This is a genomic window from Agarivorans litoreus, assembly GCF_019649015.1.
Lineage (GTDB): Bacteria > Pseudomonadota > Gammaproteobacteria > Enterobacterales > Celerinatantimonadaceae > Agarivorans > Agarivorans litoreus.
This window is the reverse complement of sequence record NZ_BLPI01000001.1, coordinates 1,752,708-1,766,364: the sequence shown is the minus strand read 5'-3', so window position 1 is coordinate 1,766,364 and position 13,657 is coordinate 1,752,708. Positions and strand designations below refer to the sequence as shown.

Annotated in this window: 17 protein-coding genes; 7 read left to right on the top strand and 10 right to left on the bottom strand. The window is 45.3% G+C overall.

The genetic code is table 11. The features are described 5' to 3' along the window. The 3 genes from K5L93_RS08165 (at position 1) to dinF (ending at position 3,327) form a co-directional block, all read left to right on the top strand. A complete protein-coding gene (locus tag K5L93_RS08165) occupies positions 1-1,017 on the top strand; it encodes a COX15/CtaA family protein (protein WP_220719256.1) in 1,017 nt (338 codons plus the stop codon). Next, complete coding sequence (cyoE, locus tag K5L93_RS08160; protein WP_220719255.1) at positions 995-1,909, top strand: heme o synthase; 915 nt, start codon at positions 995-997, stop codon at positions 1,907-1,909. The genes K5L93_RS08165 and cyoE overlap by 23 nt, the downstream gene beginning before the upstream one ends. 80 nt (positions 1,910-1,989) lie before the next feature. Beyond that, positions 1,990-3,327 (top strand): MATE family efflux transporter DinF, encoded by a 1,338-nt coding sequence (gene dinF, locus K5L93_RS08155; protein ID WP_220719254.1) that lies wholly within the window; start codon positions 1,990-1,992, stop codon positions 3,325-3,327. Between the two features lie 141 nt (positions 3,328-3,468). Here dinF and trmL read toward each other — a convergent pair whose 3' ends face one another. The 3 genes from trmL to K5L93_RS08140 are packed head-to-tail and all read right to left on the bottom strand — an operon-like array spanning position 3,469 to position 5,984. Next, positions 3,469-3,933 carry a tRNA (uridine(34)/cytosine(34)/5-carboxymethylaminomethyluridine(34)-2'-O)-methyltransferase TrmL gene (trmL, locus tag K5L93_RS08150; protein ID WP_220719253.1) on the bottom strand — a complete coding sequence of 155 codons (465 nt, stop codon included), beginning with the start codon at positions 3,931-3,933 and terminating at the stop codon, positions 3,469-3,471. A gap of 27 nt (positions 3,934-3,960) precedes the next feature. Further along, entirely contained in the window at positions 3,961-5,295 is a 1,335-nt protein-coding gene (locus tag K5L93_RS08145) for an ATP-binding protein (protein WP_220719252.1), read from the bottom strand. A 2-nt stretch (positions 5,296-5,297) separates the two neighbouring features. Next, entirely contained in the window at positions 5,298-5,984 is a 687-nt protein-coding gene (locus tag K5L93_RS08140; RefSeq protein WP_220719251.1) for a response regulator, read from the bottom strand. A 160-nt stretch (positions 5,985-6,144) separates the two neighbouring features. On the opposite strand from K5L93_RS08140, the gene K5L93_RS08135 reads away from it, so the two are divergent. Genes K5L93_RS08135 through cysE form a run of 3 tightly spaced genes read left to right on the top strand, consistent with a single transcriptional unit; the run spans position 6,145 to position 8,370 of the window. Beyond that, complete coding sequence (locus tag K5L93_RS08135; protein WP_220719250.1) at positions 6,145-6,603, top strand: Spy/CpxP family protein refolding chaperone; 459 nt, start codon at positions 6,145-6,147, stop codon at positions 6,601-6,603. A gap of 48 nt (positions 6,604-6,651) precedes the next feature. Next, positions 6,652-7,554, top strand: coding sequence for a cation diffusion facilitator family transporter (locus K5L93_RS08130; protein WP_220719249.1), 903 nt, complete (start codon positions 6,652-6,654; stop codon positions 7,552-7,554). Between the two features lie 21 nt (positions 7,555-7,575). Next, on the top strand, positions 7,576-8,370 hold the full coding sequence (gene cysE, locus K5L93_RS08125; RefSeq protein WP_220719248.1) for a serine O-acetyltransferase: 795 nt from the start codon (positions 7,576-7,578) through the stop codon (positions 8,368-8,370). A 56-nt stretch (positions 8,371-8,426) separates the two neighbouring features. Here the strand turns inward: cysE and K5L93_RS08120 are convergent, their stop codons facing one another. Continuing rightward, complete coding sequence (locus tag K5L93_RS08120; RefSeq protein WP_220719247.1) at positions 8,427-8,663, bottom strand: DUF1653 domain-containing protein; 237 nt, start codon at positions 8,661-8,663, stop codon at positions 8,427-8,429. Positions 8,664-8,855: 192 nt separating this feature from the next. Here K5L93_RS08120 and K5L93_RS08115 point away from each other — a divergent pair, with 192 nt between their 5' ends. After that, the gene (locus tag K5L93_RS08115) at positions 8,856-9,062 is read left to right on the top strand and encodes a cell division protein ZapB (RefSeq protein WP_016399714.1); all 207 of its coding nucleotides are present in this window, start codon (positions 8,856-8,858) and stop codon (positions 9,060-9,062) included. A 16-nt stretch (positions 9,063-9,078) separates the two neighbouring features. Here the strand turns inward: K5L93_RS08115 and rraA are convergent, their stop codons facing one another. The 6 genes from rraA to K5L93_RS08085 form a co-directional block, all read right to left on the bottom strand. Continuing rightward, positions 9,079-9,567, bottom strand: coding sequence for a ribonuclease E activity regulator RraA (gene rraA / locus K5L93_RS08110; protein ID WP_220719246.1), 489 nt, complete (start codon positions 9,565-9,567; stop codon positions 9,079-9,081). Positions 9,568-10,017: 450 nt separating this feature from the next. Beyond that, positions 10,018-11,349 (bottom strand): ATP-dependent protease ATPase subunit HslU, encoded by a 1,332-nt coding sequence (gene hslU / locus K5L93_RS08105; RefSeq protein WP_220719245.1) that lies wholly within the window; start codon positions 11,347-11,349, stop codon positions 10,018-10,020. Positions 11,350-11,368: 19 nt separating this feature from the next. Continuing rightward, positions 11,369-11,899, bottom strand: a complete 531-nt coding sequence (hslV, locus tag K5L93_RS08100) for an ATP-dependent protease subunit HslV (protein ID WP_016399711.1) — start codon at positions 11,897-11,899, stop codon at positions 11,369-11,371. A 115-nt stretch (positions 11,900-12,014) separates the two neighbouring features. Then, positions 12,015-12,332, bottom strand: coding sequence for a replication protein RepA (locus K5L93_RS08095; protein WP_220719244.1), 318 nt, complete (start codon positions 12,330-12,332; stop codon positions 12,015-12,017). Continuing rightward, positions 12,319-12,987: an AAA family ATPase gene (locus tag K5L93_RS08090; RefSeq protein WP_220719243.1), complete on the bottom strand. Its 669-nt coding sequence runs from the start codon at positions 12,985-12,987 to the stop codon at positions 12,319-12,321. The genes K5L93_RS08095 and K5L93_RS08090 overlap by 14 nt, the downstream gene beginning before the upstream one ends. Positions 12,988-13,095: 108 nt before the next feature. Then, positions 13,096-13,398, bottom strand: a complete 303-nt coding sequence (locus K5L93_RS08085; RefSeq protein ID WP_220719242.1) for a PilZ domain-containing protein — start codon at positions 13,396-13,398, stop codon at positions 13,096-13,098. Positions 13,399-13,657: the final 259 nt, after the last annotated feature.

Here is a 13,657-nt window from a genome sequence, read left to right as displayed (position 1 = left end):
ATGCAAAAGGGATTAATTGCCGCTATTTTACTTGCCGTTGTTGTCATTGGTTTAGGGGCGTTTACCCGCTTAACTGATGCTGGTTTAGGTTGCCCCGATTGGCCTGGCTGTTATGGGCAGTTTGCGGTTCCACAAAGTGAAGAACATATTCAACACGCGGCTAGTGCTTACCCTGAGCGGCCGCTAGAAGCCCACAAAGCCTGGAACGAAATGATCCATCGTTATTTTGCGGGAGCATTGGGTTTGCTGGTGGTGGGATTAGCTGCCTTGGCATTTTGGCAAAAGCAAAACCGCTTAATTGCGCTGGCCTCAGTGCTGCTTATTGGCTTTCAAGCCATATTAGGCATGCTTACGGTGACACTTGGTTTAATGCCCATTGTGGTTATGGGGCACCTATTGGGTGGTTTTTCGATGCTAGCTTTATTGTTTACTTGGCTAATGATTGCCAAGCGCCCTATTGGTAAGCCTCAACGCAGTGGTCGTTGGTTGTGGCTAGGTTTGTTGGTATTAGTTGTGCAAATAGCATTAGGTGGTTGGACATCGGCTAACTACTCGGCCATTTCTTGTCAGGGCTTGCCGCTTTGCCATGAAGAGTGGTTAAGCTCTTACCAGCTGGATGCATTTGATCCGCTGCCTCATGCTACTGGCAATGATTACGAATTTGGTGTGCTTAGTCATGAACAGCGTAAAACCATTCATGTCACTCATCGTATTTGGGCAGGCGTAACAGCCATTTACTTGTTCATTCTGGCGCTAAGTTACATTCAGCGACGACATAGTGATATGGAACGAGGACGTGCCTCTAGGCTGATTTTTATATTGTTTACTCAAGTCGGTTTAGGCGTTGCCAATGTGCTTTGGCAAGTCCCCTTGGCGATAGCGGTGGCGCATAACTTAGTGGCTGCCATGCTGTTGTTAAGTCTAATAAGTTTAATCTTGGCTCACTATCAGGGTGCGGCCGTAGCAACATTCGTTGAGCAAAAGGAGACGCATTATGGCGAAGTTGAACACGCTTAACCCGCCAAGTTCACTCAACAAAGGCATTAATTGGCGCGCCTTATACAAACTCACCAAACCCAAAGTGGTCGCCCTTATTGTGCTCACCGCGGTGGTAGGAGCATGCTTGGCAACTTCTGGTTTGCCGCCTTGGCAAGCTCTGCTAGTAGGTAACTTAGGCATAGGTTTTATGGCTGCGGGCGCTGCCGCCTTTAATCACTACATTGATAGTGAAGCAGATGCCGCAATGGCACGCACTCACAAACGCCCTTTACCTACTGGTGCTATAGCTAATTGGCAGGCTTTGTTATGGGCCTCACTGTTATCGGTGGTGGGCTTTGCCATGCTGTATTGGTGGGTTAATCCACTGACTGCTTGGTTAACTGCAGCTAGCTTAGTCGGGTATGCGGTGATTTATACCCTTTGGCTTAAACGAGCAACGCCGCAAAACATAGTGATTGGCGGCTTAGCAGGTGCTATGCCTCCATTGTTGGGATGGACGGCAGTAAACAACGCCATATCGGCTGAGCCCTTATTGCTAGTCATGCTGATATTCACTTGGACTCCGCCACACTTTTGGGCCTTGGCAATTGCTCGCCGTGAAGATTACGCCAAGGTTAATATTCCAATGCTGCCGGTTACCCACGGTGTTGGCTTTACCAAAAAGTTGATAGTTCTTTATTCTCTGCTGCTGTTCGCCGTTGCTTGGCTACCCTTTTTAGTAGGCATGAGTGGGGTGCTTTATCTCGTATTAAGTTGTGCACTTAACCTGCGTTTTATGCACTTAGCTTGGCGGCTGTATAAGGGGGATAACCAGCGTGACGCAATGCGCCTATTTGCCTTTTCGATAGTGTATTTGATGTTGTTGTTTGTTGCCTTGTTGGCAGACCATTGGTTGTTTGCTTTGCTATAAACAGCCCCTAGCTTTTAAAGGCTTGCCGAGAGTGTAACTAACTCTTACACTCTCGCTATAGCCTGCTTAGTTTCCCTTTCATGTCTGTTTCGCGTTTTTCCGCCATTGCGGCCATTGCCGTGCCAATGATTTTATCTAACATCACTATTCCTTTATTAGGGCTGGTGGACACGGCTGTTATTGGCCATTTAGATCATGCTTATTATCTTGGTGGAGTCGCTTTAGGCTCAATGATGATTAGCTTGGTGTATTGGTTATGTGGCTTTTTACGCATGTCGACCACAGGCTTAAGTGCGCAAGCTTTTGGTGCAGATGATCGGCAAGCTTTGCAAAGGGTGGGATTTAACTCTGCCTGTATTGCGTTAATCATTGGCCTGGCTTTGCTTTTGTTAAAACAGCCGATATTGCAACTTGGTTTGGCTTTAGCCGGAGGCAGTGAACAAGTTCAATATTATGCGGCGCAGTATTTTTCTACCCGCATTTGGGGCGCGCCTGCGGCATTGTTAAACCTGGTGTTGCTGGGGTGGTTATTGGGCATGCAAAATGCTCGAGCCCCCATGTTACTGCTGATTGTGGCTAATACCACCAACATTGCCTTGGATGTGCTGTTTGTTGTGGGGCTAGATTGGAAAGTGCAGGGTGCTGCTTTAGCCAGTGTGATTGCCGATTATTTTTCATTGGCAGTTGGCTTGGCGTTGTGCCGCAAGCAGTTTTTAACACGATTTAATGCCTTACCGTCATTAAAGGATTGTTGGGCCGATTTTAATCGCCAGCATTTGGCGGGACTATTCTCGCTAAACCGAGACATATTTTTGCGCTCACTGGCCTTGCAAGCTTGTTTTGCCTTCATCACTTTTCAAGGCTCGCGTTTGGGCGACCACATTGTTGCGGCCAACGCAGTATTACTTAACTTCTTGATGTTTGTTTCTTTTGCTTTAGATGGTTTAGCTTACGCCGTAGAAGCCTTAGCGGGTAAAGCAAAGGGCAAAAATGACCGCGCCTTGTTTGTGGTAACTATTAAACAGTGTTTGCAGTTAGCCTTAGTGGCGGGCATTGGCTTTAGTTTGGTATTTGGAGTACTGGGTGAGCAATTAGTTGCGTTGCTTACCGATATACCTGAAATTCGCAACACTGCGGCTAGCTATCTTTATTGGATGATTTTGCTGCCGTTAGTCTCGGTGTGGTGCTTTATCTTAGATGGGGTTTTCATTGCTACTTCTGAGGGGCGGATTATGCGTAACTCGATGCTGTTGGCCAGTCTCGCCGGGTTCTTTCCGCTTTGGTGGTTTACTCAAAGTTGGGGGAACCATGCCCTATGGTTAGCGATGTGCGGTTTTATGGCTATTAGAGGATTGAGCTTGGGGTGGGTTTATTACCAGGCTCTAAAGAGCCAGCGCTGGTTTAAGCATGAAGCTTAACTGAGCGCAGCATTTCGTTGGCAATTACAGCAACGCCATTGTAGCTGGTTTGAAAGGTTGTAAATGTTAATAATGGTGTTCAGATCGCTGTGTTGGTAATTACGTATTTGCACGGCCTGAACACCTTTAGTATTAGCTTAGTTATACACCGTCTACATAGCCTAGTTGGCGCCAAGCTTCGTAAACAAATACCGATACTGCATTAGATAAGTTCATGCTGCGGCTATCGGCCAACATTGGAATGCGCAGCCTAAATTGACCATCTATCTCATTTAGCACTTCATCGGGTAGGCCGCGTGTTTCAGGGCCAAACATTAGATAATCACCCGCTTCAAAAGCAAAGTCACTATGAAAACCGCTGCCTTTGGTGGTACAAGCAAGCAAGCGCTTAGGCTGTTCGCTGTTTAAGAAGGCTTGGTAGTCGGGGTGGCGTTTTACCTCGGCAAACTCGTGGTAGTCCAAGCCGGCACGTTTAACTTTTTTATCATCCCAGGCGAAACCTAAAGGCTCGATAAGATGTAAGTTACAACCGCTGTTCGCCGCTAAACGGATAATTGCGCCGGTGTTTTGCGGTATTTCTGGTTGATATAGCACAATGTTAATCATGATTAATCCAAGTGGCTGCGAAAAGCGCTATTGTAGTGGCAAGCGTAGGCTAACTTCTAGCCCTTTACGCGAATGATTGTTGGCACTAATGCTACCACCGTGTTGGCGAATCGCCGATTCGGCAATCGCCAAGCCTAAACCCACCCCGCCACTGTCACGGTCTCGTGCTTCACCGCTACGATAAAATGGTCGAAAAATGCTATTTAATTCGTCATCTGGAAGGCCTGGGCCATCATCTCGCACAATCAAGGTAAGTAGGTTGTCTTGCACACTAGCGCTTAGTTTAACCTTACGTTCTGCGTATTTAAGGGCATTGCGACAAACGTTCTCAAGTGCCGATGCGAGTAGCTCTGGGTAACAAATTACACTCAGTTGCTGGGGATAGTTGGCACTAAACCGTTTGTTTAACTGTTCTGCTTCAAACTCACAATCGCTAACTAAGTCTTCAATGAGTTCCTGCAAAGTCATTTTTTGTTGTTTGGCGTTAACTTGCATGCGCGATAAAGATAGCAAGGCGTCAATCATCTCGGCTAGGCGTTGCGATTCTCGCTCTATTCGCTCCACTTCGGGGGTCACTTGCTGGCGCTTTTTATGTAGCGCGAGAGCCATGTTTAAGCGAGTCAGTGGCGAGCGCAGCTCGTGAGAAATATCACTAAGCAGGCGTTGTTGGTTGCTAATGGCTTGATTAAGGGTGTCCACCATTCTCTGCAAGCTATCAGACAGTTGGCCAATTTCATCACCACGATTGATCTCCGGCAACGGTGTATCTAGATACCCGAGTGACACCTTATTCGCGGCAGATTGCAGTTTTTTAAGTGGTCTTACGATGTGACGAGTAAGTAAGAAACAAAGCGCTAAACTCAAGCCCACGGCTACTAGCGATAAAAACCACGGCGATATGCCAAAGTTACGGATAGCATGCAGCTGTTCTGGGTTACTTCGGCGTTCTATGTAGAGCAGGTAACGCTGGTTATCGATGGTAAGCGCTTGCGGACCAATCAAAATATGCTTTTTATCGAGCATTATTCGAGGATCTGCAACATTATCGTGGTTAACTAAAAAGCGTCGCATCCCCCGGCTGATGTTTTCATGATTTACCACTTCGCCTTCGCTATTAACGATAAACGGCTTTCCAAAACGTGATTTAAGATGAGGCTCTAAACGCGGGCTTAACATGCGTTCAGGGTTACGCTCTATTCGTAGGGCAAACTCCTGTAGGTTTTTTACTGCCCATTTAGGCGCCTTGAAGTTGTCTTCACTAAGCATTCTGGAAAGGTTAATCGACACAAAGGCCGTAACCAGTAAAATCATCCAAAATGAGATGAAGATTTTTACAAATAGGTTGTTGATTAAGCGCTTCATGATTACCACTCTAACCACATGTAACCTTTGCCTCTAACGGTCTTGATCCGCGGAAGTTGGTCTTTTCTAGCAGGGATCTTTTTGCGTAAGTTACTAATATGCATATCTAAACTGCGATCAAATGCTTGTAGGCGCTTGCCCAATACTTTTTGATTTAGGCTGTCTTTTTCCAACAGTTGACCTGGCTGCTCAAGAAGTTGCTGTAGGAGTAAAAGCTCTGTACTGGTAAGTTCAAGCTCCCGACCGTTACAGTGCACCTGCTGTTTAGCAACCGATAAACTTAAATCTTGGTGGCTAATCAGCTCTTGGTTAGGATCTGTTGGTTGCGTAGTTTGGGTGCGGCGTAAAATAGCCCTAATGCGTGCCAGTAGTTCGCGTTCACTAAAAGGTTTGGCCAGGTAATCGTCGGCGCCTAACTCTAAACCCAACACTCGGTCTATCTCATCACCTTTGGCGGTAAGCATTAATACCGGTTGCTGGTTGTCTTTACGTAATTCTTTTAATACTTCGAAGCCGTTTTTACCCGGCATCATTACATCGAGCAGTACTAAGTCGTAGCGTTTTTCCGCTAGCTTGGCTAGGCCGCTTAAACCATCGTTGCATACCTCGCAACTAAATCCTTCTAGCTCTAAGAGTTCGCCGAGTAACTCGGTAAGTTCTTTGTCATCATCTATAAGTAGTAAATTCACAGGGCGATTCTCTATTCAACATCAATAAGCAAATTGTACAAAACTCACAGCGCTTTGCCGTGCTTGAGGTTCGGCTTTTACATAGCTTTACACTTCATTGCCATTACTTTGCGTTTACTCTCGTAGACTATAAATGACCGAATAGACCCGAGGAAAGAAAATGAAAAAGTTACTCGTTACTACCCTTGTTAGTGCTTTAGTTATCGCGCCTGCTGCTTTTGCTGCCAAAGGAGATAAGCAGGAAGGAATGCAGCGTGGCGGCCATCCAGCGATGAAGATGATGAAGCAGCTAGATTTAACTGCTGAGCAAAAGGCCCAAGTAAAAGAGATTATGCAACAGCATAAACCTAAGGCTGATCCAGAACAGCGCCAAGCAATGTACCAGCAACGCATGGAAGTGATTACAGCCGCCACATTTGATGAGGGTGCAGCGCAGGCTTTAATTGATATCCAGCAAGCTAAACATCAAGCACGGATGATGAGTATGTTGCAAGCACAGCAGCAAATTTATCAACTATTAAGCCCTGAGCAGCAGCAGAAATATCAAGAGTTAAGCGCTAAAAAGATGGAAAAACAGCAAAAGCGTATGCAGAAGGGCGATAAAAAAGCTCAACTTTAACATGCACTAAACGTTATACTTTGCAAAACCTTTCAAAGAATTTGTAAAGTGGAAAAGCAACGTTATCAGCGCTTGGTCACCTTAGCTACATGGGTTGCAACTTGTGTAGCGGTGACCTTGCTTGTTATTAAAAGCGCCGCATTTTTATATACTGGCGCGGTAAGTATTCTTGCTTCCTTAATTGATTCACTAATGGACATAGCCATGTCTTTAGTGAACCTACTCGCGGTGCGTTATGCCCTGCAACCTCCCGACAAGGAACATAGTTTTGGCCATGGTAAAGCGGAACATTTAGCCGGCCTTGCGCAAGCAGCCTTTATTGCTGGCTCAGCCTTAATGCTAATGTTTGGTGGTGTTAGCGAACTGTTGCACCCTAAAGCCATTGAACACAGTACTGTGGGTATTACGGTCATGATTGTTTCTACCGTGATTACCTTTGCTTTGGTGATGTTCCAACGCTACGTAATTGCTAAAACCAATAACGCGGTGATTAAAGCTGATTCTATGCACTACGCCATGGATATATATATGAATATTGCAGTGCTGGTGGCTTTATTGCTTAGTTTCTATGGTTGGTTCTGGGCAGATGGTTTATTTGCTGTGCTGATCGCCCTGTATATTTGTTATGGCGCTTTTGGTATCGGTAAAGAGTCAGTGCAGAATTTATTGGATAGGCAGCTTCCAGAGGCCTTTCAGAAACAGGTAATTGACTCTGCGTTAGCGGTTGATGGCGTATTGGGGGCTCATGATATTCGCACCCGTCAGTCTGGACAGACTAAATTTATACAACTTCATTTGGAGCTAGATGATAAACTTAGCCTGTACGACGCGCATAAAATTGCCGATGAGGTAGAGGATGCAATGATGGCCGAGTGGCCAGAAGCTGATGTATTAATCCACCAAGACCCTCAATCGGTGGTTCCGCAAGAAAAGAAATTAGAGCTCGAGTAAGGTGAGGCAGTGGTAAAGGTAATGGACTATCAAATAAAGCAAACACTAGCAGACACGGTTTGGTTGCAAATCCGCGACGAAGCGCGTCGTATGGCTGAAGACGAGCCAATGCTATCGAGTTTTTTTTACTCTACTATTCTTAATCATTACAGCTTAGCCTCGGCGCTAAGTTTTCAGCTTGCCAGTAAGCTAGATAGCTCAACAGTTCAAGCGATTTTGTTGCGTGAGTTTATTGAAGAGGCCTTACAGGCCAATCCTAGTATTTTAGAGGCGGTTGCTGCCGATATTGTGGCGGTTAAAGACCGAGATCCAGCGGTGAAGTATTACGCTATTCCTTTGCTTTACTTAAAAGGCTTTCATGCTTTGCAAGGATATCGGGTAGCAAATTGGTTGTGGCAGCAAGGGCGGTTAGCCTTAGCCCGTTATATGCAAAACCAAATATCGGCAGTGTTTGCAGTAGATATTCACCCTGCGGCTACTATTGGTAAAGGCATAATGCTCGATCATGCCACCGGTATTGTAGTGGGTGAAACAGCTGTAATTGAAGACGATGTCTCTATTTTGCAGTCGGTAACTCTAGGTGGCACCGGTAAAGAGCGTGGTGACCGTCACCCGAAAATTCGCCAAGGGGTTTTGATTGGTGCAGGAGCCAAAATTCTCGGTAACATCGAGGTAGGTCGCGGCGCTAAAGTTGGCGCAGGGAGTGTGGTTCTTGAGGCTGTGCCTGCTCATACCACTGTAGCTGGCGTACCAGCAAAAGTGGTTGGCACACCAAGTTGTGAAATGCCAGCCATCGATATGGGGCAAAATATTTAGCCTGCCTACTCTAGGGGCTGTTTCTCTTTCGCGGTTAAGTTTTGTTCGTGAAAAAATCAGCTCGAAAGGTCAACTGCTCCTAGCGCCTCGATAAATGCAAACCGAGGCACTTGCTTACCTTCAAACTCTACGTTTTCAAAAAACATATCGTAAGGCCTTACCCACAATTTTCCTTCGCCGTATAAAGGCTTGTAAAGCACTAACAGTTCTTCGGTTTCAGAATGAATCGCAGTATCAATAACTTGGTATTCTGGGCCTTTGTAGTGGCGATAACGACCTTTTTGTAAATTCATGATTATTTATTCAACAACTAGTTAGGGAAATACATTTCTACTCTTGTTGGCTATAGATGACAAGAGTATGCTGCTTTAAAAGCAGCCATCATCAGTAGGTGAACACTAACTAGCGTTCATATATCCATGATGACTGACTTAACAAAAACAAGCTAAGTTGGCTTTGAGACGGAATTAACGGGAGAAATATTAATGTCTTTTGATGTATTAGAAAAATTAGAAGCAAAAGTTCAGGTTGCAGTTGATAGCATCGAACTATTACGTATGGAAATTGATGAGCTTAAAGAGCAAAACAGCAAGTTAAACGACGAAAACGGCCGTTTAGTGCAGGAGCAACAAGCTTGGCAAGAACGTCTTAAAGCCTTACTAGGCCGTATTGAAGACGTTCACGCCGAATAATGAGTTGCTTGAGCGCTTATTCTATATCTAGCGGCTCTGGCGATAAAATTACCCCGGTGGTGTCAGCATAAATGTGATCTTCTGGAAGGAAGGTCACGCCACCAAAGTTAACTGGAATGTTTACATCGCCAGTTTCATTTTCGGCATCCGCACCTACTGGAATAGAGGCTAGCGCTTGAATGCCTATATCTAGGTCTTCGAGTGCATCTACATCGCGCACACAACCGTAAACAATAATACCGTCCCATTCGTTGTCGGCTGCCGTTTCGGCGATGCTTTCGTCCACCAAGGCGCGGCGTAAGGAACCTCCGCCATCAATTAATAATACTCGGCCAGTTCCAGACTCTTGAACTACCTGAGCAATTAAGCCGGCATTTTCAAAACACTTAATGGTGGTAATTTCGCCCCCAAAAGCGTTTCTGCCACCGTAGCTGGCAAACATAGGTTCAACAACGTCAACCGTATCTGCATAAAGGTCACAAAGTTCAGAGGTATTATATTCCATGGTCTGGATCCTAAATTGGCCCGAATAATCGCTACCAGTATAAACCCTAAGTTGCGGTTTTCAATTAAGAAATATTAAGTCTTTTACTTAGGGCTGTTTATCTTGCGCGGTTGAATTTTGTTCATCGAAAAATCGAATTGGGCGCGGCAAGGGGTTTGCGGCCTAGCGTTCTAGGTAAAACGCCTTAACTTAAATTCAACTTAACACAGCATAAAACGATTTTATGCGATCCCTTCGGGCAGCGTTTGTGGCTTATTTCTAATGGGTTATCAGCTTTTCATGTAGGCTCACTGCATATTAAAGCTTCTGCCTTGTATGAATAAGCCACAAAGCGCTGCAAAAATCAGCCCGAAAGATAAACAGTCCCTTGGACTTAATGAACGCTGATGTAAATGGCAGGTGCAAAAAAGCCGCCAATCTGGCGGCTTGGTAAATAGCTAAAGTAGATGCTTACAAAATAAAGCGGCTTAAATCTTCATCGGCTACTAGGTCGTCTAAGTGCTTAGTCACGTAGTCAGCATCAATTACAATGGTTTGGCCAGAATTGTCTGAGGCTACAAAGCTGAGTTCTTCCATCAGTTTTTCCATGACGGTGTGCAAACGGCGAGCACCAATGTTTTCGGTACGCTCGTTGACTTGCCATGCAGCATTAGCAATCCGGCGAATACCGTCTTCGGTAAATTCGATATCTAAACCTTCGGTGGCCATTAAGGCTTTGTACTGCTCAGTTAAAGAGGCATTTGGCTCGGTAAGAATACGCACAAAATCTTCGGCGCTTAGTGCGCTAAGGTTCACGCGTATCGGCAAACGACCTTGTAGTTCAGGGATTAGATCTGAAGGTTTGGCCACTTGGAAAGCACCAGAGGCAATAAACAATATGTGGTCGGTTTTCACCATGCCGTGTTTGGTACTTACCGTTGAACCTTCTACCAAAGGTAATAGGTCTCGCTGCACACCTTCGCGGCTTACATCTGGGCCTGAGGTATCGGCGCGTTTACAAATCTTATCAATTTCATCTAGAAACACGATGCCGTTGTTTTCTACCGCATGCAGGGCTTTTTCTTTAAGCTCTTCTGGGTTAACCATTTTGGCTGCTTCTTCTTCAACCAACAGCTTAAAGGCTTCTTTGATCTTGAGTTTGCGCTTCTTGCGGTCTTTGTTGCCTGAAAGGTTTTGGAACATACCTTGCAGCTGGTTGGTCATTTCTTCCATACCAGGAGGCGCCATGATCTCTACACCAACCTGTGGTTGAGCAAGGTCAATTTCGATCTCTTTATCATCTAACTGGCCTTCGCGCAGTTTTTTGCGAAATGCTTGTCTAGTCGAGTTTTCTTTGGTGTCGTCTTCGTGACCAAAGGTATCTTTCGCGGGGGGAAGTAAGGCATCTAGGATGCGGTCTTCGGCTTGATCTTCGGCGCGGAAACGGAATTTTTCAGTTTCTTGTTCGCGGGTAATTTTAAATGCTACATCTGCTAAATCGCGAATAATAGTTTCAACTTCTTTACCCACGTAGCCCACTTCGGTGAACTTAGTCGCTTCTACTTTGATAAACGGCGCGTTGGCTAGTTTGGCTAAACGACGAGCTATTTCGGTCTTACCTACGCCAGTTGGACCAATCATTAAGATGTTTTTTGGGGTCACTTCTTGGCGCAACTCGTTATCAAGTTGCATACGACGCCAGCGATTACGCAGGGCAATTGCTACCGCACGCTTAGCGTCACTTTGGCCAATAATGTGGTTGTCTAATTCTGAGACAATTTCTCTTGGGGTCATTTCCGACATAATTTCTTCCTGCAAAGCCTTAGGCTTTGGCGTCTAATTCTTCAATAGTGTGATTTAAGTTGGTAAACACACAAATGTTTCCGGCGATGGTAAGGCTTTTTTCCGCAATTTCGCGTGCGCCTAGCTCGGTATTTTCAAGTAGTGCTAATGCAGCAGACTGGGCAAATGGACCGCCAGAGCCGATGGCAATCAGGTCATGTTCTGGCTGCACTACGTCACCGTTACCGGTAATAATTAGTGACGCTTCGCTGTCGGCTACTGCAAGCAGCGCTTCTAACTTGCGTAGCATACGGTCGGTGCGCCAGTCTTTGGCAAGCTCTACTGCTGCTTTTGTTAAGTGGCCTTGGTGCATTTCTAGCTTAGCTTCAAAACGCTCAAATAGGGTAAAGGCATCTGCAGTACCACCTGCAAATCCAGCGAGTACTTTTCCGTGGTATAGGCGGCGCACTTTTTTGGCATTGCCTTTCATTACGGTGTTGCCAAGGGAGACTTGGCCATCGCCAGCAATGATCACTTTGCCGTTGCGGCGTACGGAGACGATAGTAGTCACATTATTTCCTCAGTTTGTTGAGCTAACTTGCTGCGTTAGCTTGGTTATAACTGTGAAGTGGGGGGGGCGAGCAGGATTTTCAAGGTGTAATCTAAAAAACAGCAAGGTTTTAGCGCTATTGGCTCTCGTCTAATAGGGCTTGTTGCTGTTCATGGCTAAGAGAGTTGAATTGCTTTAGTAGCATTCTCAGTAGCTTAGACTTAGCCACTTTGTGTTGCTCGGAGGCGTGCTGTAAGTGGGCAATTGCCGATGCATCAAAGGTAAAAGTGCAGTGGCGGAAGTTAGTTGTTGGTTTCGCCGTGGTAGTGAGTTTATCTACAGCGCTAGGTTTACCCTGTGCATAGTTATCAGCGTCTTCAATAAACTGGTCAACACTGACCTTATTGCGCTTAACGGTTTGTTTAGTGCGCTTTTTTAAATCAGTTAAACTCATGAGAGTCTTCTTGTTGGATCGCAAATAACTCATCAACTATGGCGGCAATTTCTGTTGCGGCTTTACCATCTTGTTCTATTTCAATCACCGAGCGGCCACTTTCTTCGCTGTCGTCATAAATATTACGTGAGAAGGTGACTGAATCCAGCACATGTAGCCCAAACGAGCGGCAAACGTCTTTTGCATCGAGTATGCGTTGTACTTGGCTAGGTAAAGCGGGGCATTGAGTGATAACAAAGCTGGCGACCATTTTCGGATTAACCATTTTACAAGTACTAAGCATATCTTCCATGTGCGGTAAGGTTTTTAAATCGCGGCGTTTTGGACGCAATGGAATCAGTACATATTTGGCTACCGACATGGCCGCACGCATGGCAAGGTTATCCTGCCCGCCACAATCAACAATAACAAAGTCGTAGCCGCCTTCGAGGCTTAATAAATCTTTACGAATTTTTCCGTAAAGTTGAATGCAGTTGATGCTTGGCAGGGACTCATCTTCGTTGCGCGCTTGGATCCAATCGGAGGTGGTGCGCTGTGGGTCGCAGTCCACCATTAGGATATTGGCGTTTAAGCTGGTTTTAAGGTGTACAGCAATGTTTTGTGCGAGGCAGCTTTTTCCACTGCCGCCTTTTTCTCCACCTACTAGTATTAGCATGGCTGCTCCTTATTATTGCTACTTGTTGTTTTTATTAGCCGTTGAAATCGCTACAAGTAATAATAAGTATAAGACAGTTCGCCAATTTTGCTCGTGCAGGTGGTTTTTCTATAGTAATAACAAAAACATATGATAGCTGGAAAAGTTTTTACGGTGGCAACGTGCTACTTTAGCTTTCATTTCTGAGATGTCGCCACTCCCGGGAGAAAACTGGACTTTTAACTTGGTGCCTATTTGCAAATCCTTACTATGTTTCACCAACATGCCACGTCGAGAAATATCTATGCAGGTTGCTTCAATGCTTTGATCTTCGCCTTCGCCGTCTTGCCACGTTAGTTGCACTGGTTCATTCTCTAAATCCAGGCGCATTGAGCGTCGGCGGTCGAGTTGCTCTAGTTCCGTGTTTTCCATTTCATCGCGTTCCTATTACGAGTCGCGGATTGAAGCTTATAGAATTTCCGCATTTTAGTTATTTCTAACATACTAGCCTAGCTACATTTTTATAACATAGTTGAGAACTAGTTCAAATAACTAATATTTTTAATTGCTTAGCGTTGTTTTTTTCTATCTTTTTCACTAAAGAGTGAGGTTGTTTTGCTGAAATAATGCCCTAAAGTAGTTGTTTTAACGGTCGATTGTTAATACAAAACTTTAATACTACTTTGGTTAT